This window comes from Metabacillus bambusae (genome assembly GCF_017497975.1).
Lineage (GTDB): Bacteria > Bacillota > Bacilli > Bacillales > Bacillaceae > Metabacillus > Metabacillus bambusae.
In genome coordinates, this window is record NZ_JAGDEL010000005.1 from 53,851 (window position 1) to 71,836 (window position 17,986).

General features: G+C 33.4%; 13 protein-coding genes. 2 read left to right on the forward strand and 11 right to left on the reverse strand.

Annotated features, from left to right (window positions below; all coding sequences use genetic code 11):
• The first annotated feature begins 59 nt into the window (after positions 1–59).
• Together I7822_RS08770 and I7822_RS08775 are read left to right on the forward strand one after the other, a co-directional pair.
• Complete coding sequence (locus I7822_RS08770) at positions 60–698, forward strand: YigZ family protein (protein WP_207977068.1); 639 nt, start codon at positions 60–62, stop codon at positions 696–698.
• 16 nt (positions 699–714) lie between these two features.
• Positions 715–1,707, forward strand: coding sequence for an LCP family protein (locus tag I7822_RS08775; RefSeq protein ID WP_207977070.1), 993 nt, complete (start codon positions 715–717; stop codon positions 1,705–1,707).
• A gap of 263 nt (positions 1,708–1,970) precedes the next feature.
• Here I7822_RS08775 and I7822_RS08780 read toward each other — a convergent pair whose 3' ends face one another.
• From I7822_RS08780 to I7822_RS08830, 11 genes are all read right to left on the reverse strand, one after another.
• The gene (locus I7822_RS08780) at positions 1,971–3,035 is read right to left on the reverse strand and encodes a glycosyltransferase family 4 protein (RefSeq protein WP_207977072.1); all 1,065 of its coding nucleotides are present in this window, start codon (positions 3,033–3,035) and stop codon (positions 1,971–1,973) included.
• A 170-nt stretch (positions 3,036–3,205) separates the two neighbouring features.
• Entirely contained in the window at positions 3,206–3,973 is a 768-nt protein-coding gene (tuaG, locus tag I7822_RS08785; protein ID WP_307847708.1) for a teichuronic acid biosynthesis protein TuaG, read from the reverse strand.
• Between the two features lie 243 nt (positions 3,974–4,216).
• Entirely contained in the window at positions 4,217–7,273 is a 3,057-nt protein-coding gene (locus tag I7822_RS08790; protein WP_207977074.1) for a glucosaminidase domain-containing protein, read from the reverse strand.
• A gap of 147 nt (positions 7,274–7,420) precedes the next feature.
• Positions 7,421–10,336, reverse strand: coding sequence for a M14 family metallocarboxypeptidase (locus I7822_RS08795; RefSeq protein ID WP_207977076.1), 2,916 nt, complete (start codon positions 10,334–10,336; stop codon positions 7,421–7,423).
• A 329-nt stretch (positions 10,337–10,665) separates the two neighbouring features.
• Complete coding sequence (locus I7822_RS08800; protein WP_207977078.1) at positions 10,666–11,376, reverse strand: N-acetyltransferase; 711 nt, start codon at positions 11,374–11,376, stop codon at positions 10,666–10,668.
• Positions 11,373–12,464, reverse strand: coding sequence for a non-hydrolyzing UDP-N-acetylglucosamine 2-epimerase (wecB, locus tag I7822_RS08805; RefSeq protein WP_207977079.1), 1,092 nt, complete (start codon positions 12,462–12,464; stop codon positions 11,373–11,375). The genes I7822_RS08800 and wecB overlap by 4 nt, the downstream gene beginning before the upstream one ends.
• The gene (locus tag I7822_RS08810; RefSeq protein ID WP_207977081.1) at positions 12,461–13,585 is read right to left on the reverse strand and encodes a DegT/DnrJ/EryC1/StrS family aminotransferase; all 1,125 of its coding nucleotides are present in this window, start codon (positions 13,583–13,585) and stop codon (positions 12,461–12,463) included. The genes wecB and I7822_RS08810 overlap by 4 nt, the downstream gene beginning before the upstream one ends.
• Before the next feature lie 32 nt (positions 13,586–13,617).
• Entirely contained in the window at positions 13,618–14,715 is a 1,098-nt protein-coding gene (locus I7822_RS08815; protein ID WP_207977084.1) for a glycosyltransferase family 4 protein, read from the reverse strand.
• 56 nt (positions 14,716–14,771) lie between these two features.
• Complete coding sequence (locus I7822_RS08820) at positions 14,772–15,407, reverse strand: hypothetical protein (protein WP_207977086.1); 636 nt, start codon at positions 15,405–15,407, stop codon at positions 14,772–14,774.
• Positions 15,408–15,436: 29 nt separating this feature from the next.
• A complete protein-coding gene (locus tag I7822_RS08825) occupies positions 15,437–16,579 on the reverse strand; it encodes a glycosyltransferase (protein WP_207977088.1) in 1,143 nt (380 codons plus the stop codon).
• Positions 16,576–17,958 (reverse strand): O-antigen polymerase, encoded by a 1,383-nt coding sequence (locus I7822_RS08830; RefSeq protein WP_207977090.1) that lies wholly within the window; start codon positions 17,956–17,958, stop codon positions 16,576–16,578. The genes I7822_RS08825 and I7822_RS08830 overlap by 4 nt, the downstream gene beginning before the upstream one ends.
• Between the last annotated feature and the right edge of the window lie 28 nt (positions 17,959–17,986).

Sequence of the window (17,986 nt, forward strand, 5' to 3'; positions counted from 1 at the left end):
TTTTATAATAAAAGAATGTGCTATTCTATTTTTGCTTGCTTGTCAGGAGGTGTACAAGCATGCTTTCACATTATTATACCGTAAAAGGCTATGGAGAGCATGAAATAATTATCCAAAAATCACGTTTTATTTGTTATATAGAGCGAGTCACCAATGAAGAAGACGCTCAAAGCTTTATTCAGCAAATAAAAAAGAAACACTATGACGCCAATCACAATTGCTCTGCATATATCATTGGGGAAAATGATCATATCCAAAAAGCAAATGATGATGGGGAACCTAGTGGAACCGCCGGAGTTCCAATGCTAGAAGTGCTAAAAAAGAAACAATTAAAAGACACTGTTGTCGTTGTAACCCGTTACTTCGGTGGGATTAAGCTTGGAACCGGTGGATTAATACGCGCTTACGGAAAGTCTGTTTCTGAAGGGTTAAACGCGATCGGAATCGTCGAACGAAAGCTAATGCGTGTGATGCATACAAAAATTGACTATACATGGTTGGGAAAAGTGGAAAATGAATTACGTTCTTCCACATTTTTATTGAAAGAAATTCATTATTTAAATGATGTTGAAGTGGAAGCATATGTAGAAGAAGATAAAAAGGGTACCTTTATTGACTGGATGACAGAGCTGACAAATGGGAAAGGTGATATTTCTGAAGGAGATGTTGTCTACCTAGAAGAGCAAGTACAAATTTAACTTTGAGGAGAAACATATGAATAGAAAAGAAATGAGAAGGAAAAAGCGTAGAAGGCCCATACTAAGAAGACTTTTATTCCTTGTACTACTAATATTTATAGTAGTTTTAGGTTATATAGGCTATGTATTATTTCAAACCTATGTAGCTGCGAATGAATCATATGATGATTTGGGTAGAGAAAAATCAAAGCTTCGCGAAGAAGTTGTAAGCATCTCTAACGATCCAGTATCAGTCCTTTTATTAGGAGTTGAAGATTATGCAAGTGATGGAAGTGGAGGGCGTTCTGACACCATTATGGTTGCCACACTTAATCCAGAAGATAAGACAATGAAGCTTTTAAGTATTCCTCGAGATACTCGAGTTGAAATTCCCGGAGAAGGTTCTGACAAAATCAATCACTCATTCTCAAAAGGTGGAAAAGAATTAACAATTGATACAGTAGAAGACTTCTTAGACATTCCTATTGATTACTATGCAACAATAAATTTCAATGCATTTAAAGAAGTGATTGATGAATTAGATGGAGTTGTTGTTGACGTACCATTTGATTTTTGGGAGAAAAGTGAACGTGGCGTTAAAATTTACTTCGAAGAAGGTAGAATGAATTTAAACGGTGTAGAGGCGCTAGCTTATGCAAGAATGAGGAAAAGAGACCCGCGTGGCGATTTCGGACGAAATGAACGCCAGCAACAAATCATTACTGCTGTTATTGATAAAGTCATGTCCCCTAATAGCTTGTTAAAGTTAGATGATTTAGCAAAGCATGTTGGAGATAATGTAGAAACAAATATGGCAGTCATGGAAGCGTTAGGAATACAACAGAAATATTCAAATTTTAGTTCAAGTAGCATCGATAGGCTAACGATTGAAGGAACAGACGAATACGAAAATGATATTTATTACTTTGATCCAAATGAGGATTCGGTCGCAGAAATCCAAAAGGAACTGAAAACACACTTAGACATCAATACAGGAACTGAAGATAGTTACTCCAACCTTTCACAATAACTAAATCCTGCTAGTAGAAACAATTGATAAAAAGGTTACCTCTTATCAAAAAAGAGGTCTCTTTTTTTGTCTTTAAACTAATAACTTTCCCATTTATCATTAAAACTTGCTTATATCTCTAACTATTCTGCATTTCATCCCTTAATCAACGCCAATGTCTTTATTCTCCTAAAAACAGGAGTCCAAACATCTACTTTTCAAACAAAAAAACTATACAAAAACCCGACATGCATCAATTCATGTCGGGTTTTAAATGACTTATTTTATAGTTGTTTGCCAAATACTTTCCGATAAAACTTTACTAAAGGCTTATACTTTTCGTTAACTATACCAATAACTTCAGCAACTAGATGTAGGAAAATAAGCAATCCAAAAATGATAATGATCGTTCCCCATAAAGTGGCAGAAGATAACAATATCGCAGATATACTAAACAAAATCCCTAATCCATATATTAACAAAACTGTATTACGGTGTGAAAAGCCTAAAGCAAGCAGTCGATGATGTAAATGACCTTTATCCGGTGCAGATATTGGTTGCTTATTTAATACACGCCTTATTATTGCATAAGTTGTATCAAATACAGGTACTCCTAAGATTATAATTGGGATTAAAAAGCTAAAAAGTGTAACACTCTTATATAAGCCCAATAATGATAATATCGAAATACAGTACCCTAAAAACAATGCCCCGGTATCACCCATAAATATTTTAGCCGGATTAAAATTATAAAACAAAAATCCAATTGTACTACCTAGTACAATTAAACATAACGTTAAGATTAGCGCCTTGTCAGCCATACCAGCCATAACTGCTAATGTTGCAATAGCAATGGAAGATATTCCTGCTGCTAGACCATCTAGACCATCAATTAAATTTATGGCATTTGTAATACCAACGATCCAAAAGATAGTTAGTGGGAAAGATAACCAGCCAAGTTCAAATTTTTCAACCACAAACGGTATTGTAATATAGTCAATGGTTAGACCAGTTGCTACAATCATAAGTGCAATCACTATTTGGCTTAAGAATTTGACTTTAGCAGATAATTCATACATATCGTCTAAAATACCTAAGATAATGATTAAAACTGCACCTAAAGATATACCTGTGATTTTCACACTATACAATCCAGAAGCCAAATAACCAGCAAAGACACCCGCGAAAATTGCTAAACCACCCATTCTTGGCATTACTTTTTCATGTACTTTTCTATAATTTGGTTTATCAGTTGCGCCTATCTTAATAGCCAATTTTATAACAAGTGGAGTTATTAATAATACGGTGGCCAGTGAAACAAAAAATGCTACAATTAGTTTAATATCCATATCTGCTCACCTTTTTAATAATAAGTCTTTATTATTTTGTTCTAATCTGTTTTATCTAAACAAGTTAAAGTTCACCAATTTTTTCAGGTACCTACATTTTAACAGACGGATAGGTAATATTAAATAATAAACCTAAGATAAATTTGTGTAAATATTATTACATTTTTAAATTAAGATCTTTTTTTAATACCGTTATATGCATAGTTGATAAAACACCAAGCAGAATAAAAGAAGCCTAATTTTTCAATTTCTCTGTATACTTGCCAATTTCTTTTTGCAGCTTTTACTTTGTTACTAGAAATTGAATCAGCAACATATCTATATTGCGCAAGTGTTTCATTTATTCCATATGCCTTATGCCCTTTTCTTAATATAGACAACCAGAATGCAAAATCCTGTCTTGTTCTAATCTCAGGCATTTTCATTTTCCCTAGTTTTTCGATGTTTATCATAACCGTTAAACATCCGATGATTGTATTTTTCAATAACCCATGATAATCAATACTTTCAGGAACACTAACAGGTTTATTTAAGTTATTCCCTTCTTCATCAATTACATCGTATTTTGTGAAAGAAAAAAGAATGTCTTTTTCTTCCATAAATTTAATTTGTTTTTCAAGCTTCTCTGGAAGCCAGAGATCATCACTATCTAGAAAGGCAATATATTTACCCATTGCCGCGTCAATGGCTGTATTTCTTGCTACAGCTGCTCCACTATTCGTTTCTAAGTATATGACTTTTATCCTAGAGTCTTCTTCAGATAATTTGCGTAAAATAGATCTTGTGTCATCTTTTGAACAATCATCTACAATTATCATTTCCCAGTTTTTAAAAGTTTGCATTTTAACTGAATCAATAGTCTTTTTTATATATTTACTAGAGTTATAGGAGGGAGTAATAATCGATACATATGGTAAGTTCTCTTTATCTAAACCCACTCTAATATTCCTCCTTATTCGACAATTTTATCATATCACACAAAATTAACTTTAACACTAATAAATAGAAATCGTCAAATTAAGATTCTAACCAAAACTTCCAATTGCCTTTTTATTTAGTCAAATTATACATCGAAAATGGTAGGGGAAATTAGCCTTTTCACGCTTTGAATCCTAGATTAATATTTTAAATCAAACAAAAAAGTGGTGTTAAAAGTTTACCTTTTAACACCACTTTTAGTATTATTTATTATTGTTTTGAAATGCAATAAATTCTCTACCAAGATTTGCAATTTTCTGATGCCAAGCTTCATCTGTTGCATATTGATGTACTTGTAGGTTATTACGCATATGATCTACGGTGTATTGCTTATAGCCATCGTAGATATAATTATTTGCAATCCATATTGATCCTTGAATTAAACCTTCTTCTTTTGTATCCCAAGATGATGCACAACTATATGCACAGCTATCAAAGGCTCTAATTCCAAAGAAGTTATTCTTATCCTTCACCAAACTACTTGTTCCCCAACCAGTCTCAAGTATTGAATGCGCAAGTAAATAAATAATATTAACTCCACTTTGCTCAGCAGCTTCCACGTAGGTTTTACCCATTCCAATTAACACACTATCGCTTTTTTTACTCTTTATAAACGCATCGATAGCCTCTGCAGTTACATTTTGTTGTTGTGTACGAAGGTCTGTAAAAATACTAAATGTACTAGAAGCATCTTCAATTCGGACAAGCAACTTTCCTCTTGAACTAGAATATCCAGTTATCCAGCCTACTTTGCCATCAGATGTTCTAATCTTATACCAATGTTTATAAGAATCTTTTCCATTATACTGGTATTCAAGAACTTTTACTTTGGTACCACCTTTTACAAGACCGATTAACGTACTATCATTTACCAAACGATCTGTTCGGATATTTCGGTCCTCTACTAATAAATAATCGGCATCTAATGGGTTATCTAATAAATAACTATTTTGAACCCATCCAATTTCATTTGTATTAAACATGATTTTTGCACCGTATGAATACTGTTCTAATATGTTTACAAAATCTCCATAAGTTAGAACATCTTTATGAGTGTAATCAGTGCTCAAATGTATTTCCCAATCAGATAATTCTTCCCAGGTATTATATACCGGTAATGCTTCTGTCGTGACAGCCTGTCCAGTTTGAACATCACTTTTACGAACATATCCAACCCTACCTAAAACATCAACCATATACCAACTTCCATAATCACTTAATATTGGATATCTATAATTAGCATATAGAGCGGAATATTGGATTAGATCACCAGAGCTGTTTTTAGCATATACAGCAATGTTTTGGCTTAGATAAAAGGAATTTGAACTATTTTGTGTATTATTTAGATCTCCAATCGATCCAATATAAGGAATAGTTAGATCTTTCTTAACATAACCGACAGTATTACCGAATTTCACTTCATGCCAATTATTTCCGTAGTCCCTAATTCTTGGATATACCTGTCCTTTATACACAGCACCAACACTAACTAGTTTGCTGCCTTCAAGAATATAAATTGCAGAATCCTCAGTTGCTTCAAAATACTTATCTGAAGTATTAAATGCAACATTCACGTCTGACTTTCTCACATATCCTACTCGATCAGAGTAAATAACCCTGAACCAGCTACCATAATCACCAACAATAGGGTATTTTACCCCTTCATTTATTCCTGCAAATGAAATGAGCTTTCCACTTGAATTATCATAAACAGCAACATTTTCCTTTGGTATAAAGAATCTCGTAGTATTGCTATAGCCTGAGTTTATATTTTTAAGGCTTGTTCCATCAGATGGTGTAGTAAACTCTTTAGCAACGTACCCAGTACCATTACCAAATTTCACTTCATGCCAATTACCAAAATCCCTAATACGTGGATATACTTCACCTTCTGGGACTCTTCCTACTCTTACAAGCTTTCCATTTTCATTTGCATAAATAGCAGTCGTTTCTAAGACTTTAAAGTATTTATCTGTAGAAGTAAACGAGGTACTAACAAGAGACTTTTTAACAAAGCCAACTCTTCCTGCTACAATAACTCGATACCAGCTACCATAATCACCAACAATTGGATAATCAATATTTGTATATAATCCAGCAAATGGAACTAATTTCCCACTCGTATTATCATATACTGCAACATTGATAAGCGGTCTAATCGTTTTTGATGAATTATTATATGGTCCGTTTAAGTTATTAATGTTTGATGAGCTACCTGGTTTTGTATAATCCTTCATTACATAGGCAACACTATTACCAAACTTGATCTCATGCCAATTTGCACCATAGTCACGAATTCTAGGGTAGGTTTCTCCTTCACTTAATCTACCAGACCTAATTAAGTCGCCATCCTTTTTTATATAGATAGCAGTAGCACCAGTTACTTCAAAATATTTAATCGATGATGTAAATTGTGCACTAGCAGTCGTTTTTGTTGTGATCTGTGGATCTGTTTCTTCTTTATTATTCTCAGTAGTTACTGATTCATCCTCAGCAACATTCGACATGTCTTCATCAGAAGATTCTGATGGAGTATTATCTTTAGTACTACTTGGATTTGTTTCTTCTTTATTCTCGTCATCTACTGTAGGTTCTTCTCCATCAACAGGATCTTCCTCTACTACAGGTTCTTCGTCAACATCAGAAGGTTCCTCATTAGTCGGGTCTGTTGTGGGCTCTTCATTTGTTGGATCAGATATATTATCTGTAGCAACATATGAAAATCTCGATTGATCATCTAGAAGGTAATAATAAAAACCGCCTATTGCAATCTTCAGAAAACCATCCTTCTTTTCCACTACCGGGTAAAGAATATCAGATTGAATAGTGAAGAAAAAATCCCCAGATTCCACTTCCAGATTAGTATCAAGAAGTTGTACTTCTACATCTTCACTTGATTTAAAGTAGCCTTCATTACTTTTTAATTCATCATAAGGTGTAAGAAGACTTTCCTCTGTCAAAAGAGTATCTTTTGTTTTCTCAAGTTCAACATAAGCCAATTCTTGTCCCCATTGAAAAAAGACTTTCCCATCTCTTTTTTCTTTGACGGTCAAGACAGATCCTACATTTACTTGACCAACCTCTCCATTCTCTTCTGAAAAAATTTGAGCCTGTTCAATCATCTCAACATAATTACTCGAAACTAATACACTATCATTGTTCATAGATGCATCATTTGAATTAGCAAATGAGACTGTTTGTGCAAATGTTGAAATTATCAACATTGATAGTGCCAAAAGTATCCCTAATTTTTTAATCATTTACGTTCTATTTCCCCCCTACATAAACTTCGTCTCTATTATACTACCAAATTTCGACGGAAAAAAACTACAATTCATCATAATATTTTACTAGGTAATTAGAACCAAAAATCTCCTCAGTTGTTAGCTAAGGAGATTTTTGTGATCTTATTTAGTTCTTTTATACGCTTCATCTGCCATTAATAACCCAACAGAATGATTTTCTTTCCATATACTTTCAAAGTTTTTTAATGGTACAGGTCTTGTACCTACGTAAGGAGAGATTTCTGGTGTAAAGCCTGGCTGTCTTTGATTAATTAAAAACCAATCTGTAAAACCACCACCACTTGGGTTACTCTTTGGTGCTACTAAATTGTATCCTGTTTTATCAGATAGTTTTTCAGCTAATTTATAATCTCGACTATAATCAGAAGATTTCTGGTGGAAATGCCAATAAATAATTTCGCCAGATGAATGATATGAAACAGCTGTCTTAAAGCTGTGATCAAGAGTAAAGTTATACATCGCTCTTACTTCTGGCTCACTTAATGGTTTTTCACCTTTATAATTTTGCGGTCCTGGCTTTCCTGGATTACAACATATATTGTTCCAATCTGCTGGGTATTGTCTATTTAAATCAACACCCCTTATGTTCGCTTTCCAAGCAGAAAAATCCTTATTGTTATTATTAATTTTTAAAACATATGAAGGATTTTTTGCACTTTTATAACCTTCCTGAACTAATGTTACTCCATCTGGATTAACCATAGGAACAAACCATATACTAGTATTGGTTAAGATTTGTTTAACATTATAACCATCTATCGCTTTGCTCCCAACATAGCCTTGTGCATATTCATCAATCATTTCCATTAATAAATTGGTTGTCATATGTTCTCTAGCATGGTGTGACCCATTGAATAGGACTTCTGTTTTACCAGTACCAAGCTTTAAAGCATAGATGTTTCTACCATCAACCGATTTACCAATAGTTTTAATATCAACAATCGATGGGTACATTGCATTTAGAGAAAAAATATCCTGCTCCATCTCTTTATAAGAATATGTTTGTACAGGATTCACAAGATCATTTCTAAGGACTGTTACATGCTCTTTACTTATGTACCCAACTCTACCTGATATCTTAATTTTGTACCAAGTTCCATAATCACTTACAATCGGATACGTTTCATTTGCATTTATTGATGCAAAAGGCACTAATTTCCCTGAATCATTATGGTAAACAGCACTATTTATCTTTGTTTTAAAGCTTGTTTTTGTATTTACTTCTCCTGCACTTTTATTAACAATTTTAATTGTAGATGGACTCGTGAATTGCTTTCGTATGTAAGCAACTCCATTACCATATTCAATTTCATGCCAATTTGCTCCATATTCTCTTATTCTTTCAACGACATGGCCCTCTTTGACAAAACCGACACTGATTAAATTGCCACCTTTTTTAATATAAATGGCTGTATTAACGGTGGCCTGTAATAGTTTCATATTGCTACTGAACTCAACATCTATATCTTTTTTCCTTACATAACCTAATCGATTTGCAACTACAACCTTAAACCAACTTCCATAATCACTTAAAACGGGGTAAGAGGCATTCGTGTATATACCTGCAAACGGAATTAGCTTACCATTCCTATTTTCGTAAACAGCAATGTTTTCTTTTGGTCGAAAGGTAATGGATGAATTCTTGTAATTTGTTATTTGATTCTTTACTTGATTTCCATCTGAAGGCTCAGTATATCTTTTTTCTACATATGCTACACTATTGCCAAATTTGATTTCGTGCCAATTTGCACCATAATCACGGACTCTAGGATATACTTCTCCTACCGATAACCTACCTACACGAACTAATTTATCATTTTGCTTTATATACATTGCTGTTGCATCAGTGACCTTAAAGTACTTAATAGCTGATGAAAAGCTTTCTGTTACATCTGATTTTCTAATAAACCCGACCCGGTCGAGAATGGAAATCTTGTACCAGCTTCCATAATCACTTATGATATGATAGTTTACATTTTCATATATTGATGCATACGGAACAAGCTCACCAGATGAATTATCATAAACTGCAATATTTTGTTTGGCTATAACATTCCTAGTAGAAGATTTCTCCCCATTAATAAGATTTTTGATGTCTGCTCCATTTGATGGCTTAGTATCCTCTTTCTTAACATAAGCAACAGTATTACTAAATTTAACTTCATGCCAGTTCTCACCATAATCTCTTATTCTCGGATATTCTTCACCTATCGTTAATCTTCCAACTCTAACTAATTTATTATTCTTTTTAAGATAGATCGGTGTTGTATTAATCACTTCAAAATAACGATCATTTTTTGAAAAAGCACTTAATACAGTAGCATCAGTACTTTCATTTACGGTCATTGCATCGACTTCTTCTTCATTTACACGATCAGTTTCTTCAAGAACTTCAATTGCTTGTTTCTCTTCTTCTACTATATTAGGTTGTTCAGGAGTAGATGAACCATTAGCTTCGTTTTCAGTGTTTTCAGTTATACTACTTGCTGGTTCTTCTTCTTGATTAATTGTATATGTCTGAACTTCATCCTTTTTAACAAATACTATTACCCCACCTAGTTTTAATTCAAAATAACCCGTATTGTCTTTAGTATATGTATACGTCTGATTTGGCACTAGTGTTCCTATAACACTACTTTGTTCATTACCCAACTCACTATAAATATAAGTTGAATCACTACTGATAAATTCTCCGACTGGAACAAGCTCTGCTAATTCATCTGAAGCTTGTTCTAATTCTTGTGTTGCTTCTAGTAAACTTTCATCCATTAAATAGAAAGTCTCATTAATATAGAAGCCCACATTCTGGTCATCCTGTTCTTCCTTTATTCCCTCTATAATAAACCCTTTATTAATTACACCAGCTTTTTCTCCTTCAATAGAAAAGAATTCACTATCTTCTTTTACTTCAAAGTAGCTTTTAGTTAATTCTATAGCTTGGGCACGGTCAAAAAATGGAATAATAGAACAAATAAGTGAACAGATAATCGTAATTATAATCAATTTTTGCTGTTTCATGGCTTCTCCTTTTCTAGTTTTCTAAGTATAAATACTCATTTAAAATACTTGTAAATTATACAATTAAAATTTCACTAATTCAATCTATGAAAATAGTACCATATGAGACTAGTAGTTAGGTGTCATGATTTTTCATGTTTTACAATCCTTTTTAGACTTAACATCTAGCAACTTGAATTAAACAAACATCCAACATTAAAAATCTAGATAGGATTTCACAATATGCAGAGCCAATACCCCAATCAAGTATTTCTTCTAAACACTTCTATACCATGCAGGTAAAGGATATAAAAAGGGTCTCATCAATTTAATGAAGAGACCCTTTTGTTTTATTGATTTTTTAGCAATTGGTTTTCCGGTACTTCTCTAAGGACTTTAGCTGGTGAACCTACAACAATTTTACCACTTTCAACATCTTTTGTTACAGTACTTGCTGCGGCAACTGCCCCATCTTCGTTAATGACTTTTCCAGGTAAAATAGTTGCATTTGCACCAATTCTTCCACCGTCTTTTATGGTTACACCTTTAAAGTGCTTCAAGCGTTCTTTTGATCGAGCCATATAGTTGTCATTTGTTGTAACGACACATGGCGCTACAAAAACATAATCGCCTAATTCCGAATAAGCAGTAATATAACAATTTGTTTCTAGTTTACACTTTTCACCTATTTTACAATCATTTTCTACAGATACTCCGCGTCCTATTATTGTTCGTTTTCCAACTGTAACACGTTCTCTCACCGTTGCTAGATCGGCAATAAATACTTCCTCATCTATTGTTGCATTCGCATAAATAATAGATGATGTACCAATCGTACATCCAGCCCCTACTATAGCAGGGGGTAGCTTTTTAACCTCAGGTAAGATTGAATTTTTTGCTCGTGTTGGTTGCTTACCGATAACACTATTATCTTGAATGATAACATTTGGTCCTATTTGAGTACCTTCATAAATGATAACATTATTACCAATTGTAACGTTCTCTCCAAACGATACATTGTCTTTAATTATGACATTTTCTCCGACAGTTGGGTTCGTCATTTCGCATCTTCCTTTTCACTGAAAAAATGATTAATATGCTCTACTATTTTTAGAGAGGCATTCCCATCCCCATATAGGTTTTCAACATAGCTTGGTTCTTTAAAGCTAGTGATTAAATGGGCAAGATCATGCTCAATAGGGTTAACGAGAAGATTCCAACCAACCTCAACTGTTTCCACCCATTCCGTTTGATCTCTTAACGTAAAACAAGGTACCTTTGCAAAGTAGGCTTCCTTTTGAACCCCGCCTGAGTCTGTTATGATTGCTTTAGCATTTTGCTCAAGCAACAACATCTCTAAATACGATACAGGACTAATAATCTTAATATTGGTTGATTCTTCAATAAGATGATAAAGTCCATTTTCTTTTAACAATTTTTCCGTCCTTGGATGTAGAGGTAAAATAATCGGATCGGCCAATAAATTTAGCGATTTAAAAATTGCCTCTAATCTTGATTTATCGTCAGTGTTTTCAGCTCTATGTATCGTCGCTAAAATATAATTGCCTTTTTCAACGTTGAACTTAGCTAAGGAGTAATTTTTCTCCGCAATTTTAATATTATATTTTACGGCATCATACATAACATCTCCGACTGCTATAGCATTTTCTGTAATACCTTCCTTTTTAAGGTTAGATATCGCATGTTCAGTCGGACAAAATAATAAGCTAGAAATATGATCTGTTAACACTCTGTTGACTTCTTCTGGCATCAGTTTATTGTAACTTCGCAATCCTGCTTCAACATGAAATAATGGAATATGAAGTTTACTTGCAGCTAGGGCACCAGCTAAAGTAGAATTTGTATCCCCATATACTAAAACAGCATCTGGTTGTTCATCAAAAATAACTTGCTCTATCTTAGCTAGCATATCACCAGTTTGTTTTCCATGTGAGCCAGAACCTACACCTAAATCATAATCAGGTGTAGGAATATTTAACTCCTCGAAAAACACACCTGCCATATTATGGTCATAATGCTGCCCTGTATTTACGATAATTTCCTGATAGGACCTTCTAAGTTCACGTGATACTGGTGCGAGCTTAATAAATTGAGGTCTAGCACCAACAATTGTTAAAATCTTTTTCATGCCTTTGCTTTTTCCTTATAGAAATTAGCGATTTGCTCTACAACATATGACTGCTGTTCTTGTTTTAATTCAGGAAACATTGGTAATGATAGTGCTTCTTGACAAGCTTTTTCAGTTACTGGTAAGTCCCCTTCTTTATATCCAAGGTACTCAAACACAGGTTGTAAATGTAAAGGCTTTGGATAATAAACCATTGTTGAAACTCCATGGTCTTTCAAGTAGCTTTGTAATTCATCGCGATCTTGTACTCGTAATGTATATTGGTGGAAGATATGATGGTTATGCTCTTCCTCAAATGGCGTAACAATTACATCGCTTAGTTGTTCATTTATTAATTGGTTATATGTATGTGCCTTTTCACGTCTAAGGTTACTCCAATCATCTAAATGTGGAAATTTCACATTTAATATGGCAGCTTGAAGCTCATCTAATCTACTGTTATAGCCTAATACATGATGATAATATTTAGGCTTACTTCCATGAACTCGAATGACACTCATTTTTTCTGCTATTGCTTCGTCATCTGTTACAATCATACCTGCATCACCGTAGGCACCTAAGTTCTTTGTTGGGAAGAAGCTATAGCATGCTGTAGTTCCTAATTCTCCAACCTTTTTACCTTTATATGTAGCTCCGATTGCTTGTGCTGCATCTTCAATAATTGCAAGGTTATGCTTTTTGGCAATTTCAACGATCGGATCCATATCTGCCATTTGACCATATAAATGAACAGGAATAATCGCCTTCGTTTTTTCAGTAATTGCTGCTTCAATTTTAGTAGGATCGATATTAAATGTTTTAGGATCGATGTCTACAAAAACTGGCTTCGCATTGATTCTTCCAATTGCGCCGGCTGTAGCAAAGAAAGTAAATGCAGTTGTGATAACTTCATCTCCTTCTTCCACTCCACAACCTAATAAAGAAATATGTAATGCGTCACTTCCACTAGCTACCCCAACACCATATTTTACATTACTGTAGTCAGCGACATCCTGCTCAAGCTTTTTAACATTCTTGCCAAGGATAAATGTTGAAGAAGACATAACATCTTCAAGTGAAGCATGTATTTCTGTTTTAAGGTTTTGATATTGTTCTTTTAAATCTAACATAGGTACTTGCATGGAATAACCTCCAGTAAATTTAGATATTTTTATTACACTAATAGATTAGCATATAAATCAAGTAATTTTTTTGATTCTGTTTCCCAATTATACTTTTGCTCTACAGCCTTTCTACCGTTTTCACCCATTATAGCAACTTCATCAGGATTTGATAACAGGTGGTTGATTGCTTCTCCAATGGCTTTAGGGTTAAGTGGATCAACACAAATCCCGCATTTATTTCCTTCAATGATTTCTTTCCATAAAGGGAAATTTGAAGCAATTACCGGTACACTACTAGACATGTATTCAAACATTTTATTGGGTTGGGCATCGATATGGTTTGGTAATGGATGAAAAAGTACCAAACCCGCAGAAGACTTTGCTAGAATTTTAGCCATTTCTTCTCGATTAACTTGTCCTAGCTCATCAACCTTTTTCCAGCCCTCTTTGTTCTTAACTGAATTTCTATCTGTTTCTGACACAAATTTTCCACCTAATAATAGTTCAGCATCAGTATACTCCATTGCTTGAACCATTTCAAAAATACCTCTAATTTTATTAATAACCCCTACATAACAAATTGAGTTTTTCTTTTCAATGTCATTAACATCTGACAGTCTTAATTCTTTTAATAGCGGGTAATTATTAACATCAAGAACATCTGATCTTAGTCCCGAAAATCTTTTCTTTATATGTGGAGTTGCAACAATAATAGCACTAAATCTTTTGGCTGCATAGTTTTCAATCGTCTCAAATGTTTTTGATATTGAGTATCTAATTGGCTTTGCTATCCACGCTTTTGAGAGAATTTGTCTTGGTACATCTTCATGAATATCATATATCACTTTTTTACCCTTTTTCATTAATAGAAGACCAACAAAGATTAGCTCAGGATCATGAAAATGATAAATTTCAGCATTAATTTTCAATGCTTCCTTATAAACTGCCATAACCGTATCTGTCATTCTTTTTATTCTATTTTTAGGTTTTTCAATTCCGTGAACATGAATATTATTGATTACCTCATTTGGAGCACCTGGTGAGATAAGATGTGTTTCATATTCACTAGTTAGGGATTGACATTCCTTAATGAATATTCTTGTATCATCATATCTATGAACTGAGGTAATATGGCATATTTTCCGCATAAAATATCTCTCCTATGCAAAAAACACCCTAAAGTTTTAGGGTTCATTTTGCTGAATTATTTTCTTCTAACAAATAGTACACCTACTATGATGACTACAACCATAAGAGCAAAACCAAGAATTCCACTTACAATGGCGCGCTTCATTGGATTACTACCAACTTCAGTAACGGTAATAGGTTCTTGTATTTCAGCTTTAAGAGCATTAATCTTCTTTAACTCCAAATCATATAAAAATTGTTCGGTTTCTAATGTTTTTTCTGATGTAGGACTAGAGTTTTTCAATTCATCAATTGTATTTTCGATTAATTGCACTTGATTATTATAGATTGCTTCACTATCTTTAAGTAGCTTGTTTGTAATTAATTCCAGGTTCTTCTTCACTTCATCCTTTTCAGAACCCTCTAGACCAATCGTAACCCAATCATTGTTTTTACCAATAACTAGATTATCTTGAACTTGTTCTATATTACTAATTTCTATTGAGCTTAGAAATTTCCTACTACTTAACATTTTTTCAACTGTGTCGGGATTTGAATAAACAGATGTATTCAAATTGTCTAGTGATACCTCAACAGTCGCATTATATGTTTTTTCTTTATTTACTTCTTGAATATAAGTTACAACACCAAATAGGACCGGGACAATTAACAGCAATAAAATAGACCATATTAAAAATTTATTCTTTTTCATCTTAGCCTCCAATAATGACTATAGAATTATTATCCATGACTCAATTGTCTATAGACTTGCAATAGAGTTTCTTCTTGATTTTGCCAATTAAATGTTTTGGCTAGATTCAGTGAGTTATTTGCCATTTCATTACGGTCTTGTTTCATGATGTCATCTAAACCTTGTTTAAAGGCAGTAACCGTATTTTCTTTAACAACAATCCCATTTTGATTTTTTGAAACAATTTCTTTCATTTCTGGTAAATTGCTCACTAATACAGGAAGTCCCACCATCGCATATTCAAAGAGTTTGTTAGGTAAACAATAATAGTAATTTAAGCAGCTATTTTCGATAAGCGATATGCCAATATCAGCTGAAGTAGTATAAGAGAGCACTTCATGTGGTGCTACTGCTTCTTTATAAAAAATATTTTCATTTTTTTCTGCAGCAGCTTTCACTTTAGCTTCTAATTGACCATATCCCATAAAAATGAGTACAGAATCATTATTATTCCTTTCTTCAAATGCGTCAATAAGTTTTTCAATCCCTCGTCCAGGTGTTAATGCCCCTTGATAAAGGAAGATAACTTGGTGAGGATCTATATCATAAAGCTCTCGAAACTTATCCTCTTTTTTTATCACATTATAGGCTGGACAATTTAAAACAAGCTTTGGTTTTGGAATATTGTAACGCTTCTGATACTCTTCAGCGATTCCTTCGCTTACAGTTAGAACCTGGTCAACACTGCGAATAAAAAATCGTTCAGTCCAAAAAGTTAACTTCTTTCTTAGCTTTTTCCCTACAAGCTTTTGCGTTTCTGTTTGAAACTCGTGAGCATCATAGACAATTTTCACATTTCCCGAAGATAATTTTTTTACTATCACTGCAATTGGTAAAGGCATTATATCATTGCAATGGATGATATCTACCTTTCCTTTTGACATTTTGATTATCTTATATGCCAATTCTAGGTATTTAATTATTTGCATAAATAAACTTTTTGATAATTTTTTCGTTTTTAATTTAATTCGCTTAACCTTAATTGCTGAAATCGTTTCTTGCTCTTTTAAACCATCTTCATGTAAAGCATAAACTGATACATCATAGCCATTTTCAGTTAAGGTTGTACATTCCTTTAATACACGCGAGTCATTTTTGAAATTATTAAACACCAAAGAAATAACTTTTTTCATGTTTTATTCCTCATACTTAAAAGTTTTTGTTCACTAGATCTTATCCATGTTAATGGATTTGTTAGAGTTAATTGGCTATTTAAAAACAACATCCCTATTACTACAATTGTCAAAAATACAAGGTCAATATTTAGTAGGAAATTCGCTAAGCTTGTACTTGAAAGTGTCATAGCCTCTACAATTAACCACGAACAATACGCAATAATCACTGGATTGAAATCTAATTTATTTATGAAGTATTGAATTAAATATAAGATCACACCAACAAGTAGAGAAGATAGGATAATACCCCCAATACCAAAGTTAGCAAACATATCCGCCCAAAATACTGTAGGTGCAGAACCAACAACTCCTGCTTCAATCATTGCTGGATTCATAAAATTCATTACTTCAGTTGTAATGCTAAAGTTTTCCCACGGGAAAATCCCCCCAGGATTAGGAAATGATCTCCCTAATAAATATTCTTCATGCTTTGGAAACATCTCTATATAAAAATAAGCCGGGCCTATCTGTCCTGTAAATGCTCTGCTGAAGATCGATTGAATAACATCAATAATTGGGCGCCCTTCTAACCCCATAAATCTGCGATACATAAAAAGCAGCGCTGTAAATGTTGTTGCTCCTAAAATCAGTGCAGTTTTTAGTTTTATCTGTGTTTTTTTTGTAATTAAATAAACTGATACCAAACCAATAAAAAACCACACGAGTGGCGCCTTTTGAGTAGTCATTAATGCAGTGAAAGATGCTGCAGAAAAGGTAACTAAAAAGAAAGACCAGTTAATAAGACTAGGTTTTTTCAAACTAGCAGCAAATGTGTAATATCCTAGGAATGTTAACACTGATGAATAGAAGAGCCTATACCAATGCAAATTCCCGCTAAATCCATTTGTTGCTTCACTCCTAGATAACGCTAACTCCTCAGAGCTTGCACCCCTAAGCTGTTCTATTAATGGTATTGATGGTATTTTACTTAAATAGAGAAGTACTACCCCAATACTTAGTAAAAATAGCAAAAACATTGCCATCTTTACATATCTATTTAATTCACCACTGTCCTTAATCTCACTATAGGACGTGTTCAGCTTTAAGTTAAAAACATTTGCTAACATGACGAACACAACAACAATTAATAGAATTGAAATGCTGGAGTATCCCCATAGCTCTAATATTTTAAACTTATTGTCAATTCCTAAGCTTACTCTATAATCGTTCCATAAAAAGAACAGGGCTAAAATCCCTACATACGAAAATACAAAATAGCTCCATAAAAAAATACTAGGGATTGTTGGAACTAGAAATCTTATATTACTTTTGCGTGCTAAATATATCACTATAATGATAATCATTAAAAAATTAATGACGAATAATAATGAAAACATGATCCCCCTCCATGTTCAAAACAATCTA

What these genes read in the sequence shown, in the direction of transcription:
- I7822_RS08770 (WP_207977068.1), top strand. Translation starts at nt 60, where the DNA reads ATGCTTTCACATTATTATACCGTAAAAGGCTATGGAGAGCATGAAATA.
- I7822_RS08775 (WP_207977070.1), top strand. Translation starts at nt 715, where the DNA reads ATGAATAGAAAAGAAATGAGAAGGAAAAAGCGTAGAAGGCCCATACTA.
- I7822_RS08780 (WP_207977072.1), bottom strand. Translation starts at nt 3,035, where the DNA reads ATGGATATTAAACTAATTGTAGCATTTTTTGTTTCACTGGCCACCGTA.
- I7822_RS08790 (WP_207977074.1), bottom strand. Translation starts at nt 7,273, where the DNA reads ATGATTAAAAAATTAGGGATACTTTTGGCACTATCAATGTTGATAATT.
- I7822_RS08795 (WP_207977076.1), bottom strand. Translation starts at nt 10,336, where the DNA reads ATGAAACAGCAAAAATTGATTATAATTACGATTATCTGTTCACTTATT.
- I7822_RS08800 (WP_207977078.1), bottom strand. Translation starts at nt 11,376, where the DNA reads ATGACGAACCCAACTGTCGGAGAAAATGTCATAATTAAAGACAATGTA.
- wecB (WP_207977079.1), bottom strand. Translation starts at nt 12,464, where the DNA reads ATGAAAAAGATTTTAACAATTGTTGGTGCTAGACCTCAATTTATTAAG.
- I7822_RS08810 (WP_207977081.1), bottom strand. Translation starts at nt 13,585, where the DNA reads ATGCAAGTACCTATGTTAGATTTAAAAGAACAATATCAAAACCTTAAA.
- I7822_RS08815 (WP_207977084.1), bottom strand. Translation starts at nt 14,715, where the DNA reads ATGCGGAAAATATGCCATATTACCTCAGTTCATAGATATGATGATACA.
- I7822_RS08820 (WP_207977086.1), bottom strand. Translation starts at nt 15,407, where the DNA reads ATGAAAAAGAATAAATTTTTAATATGGTCTATTTTATTGCTGTTAATT.
- I7822_RS08825 (WP_207977088.1), bottom strand. Translation starts at nt 16,579, where the DNA reads ATGAAAAAAGTTATTTCTTTGGTGTTTAATAATTTCAAAAATGACTCG.
- I7822_RS08830 (WP_207977090.1), bottom strand. Translation starts at nt 17,958, where the DNA reads ATGTTTTCATTATTATTCGTCATTAATTTTTTAATGATTATCATTATA.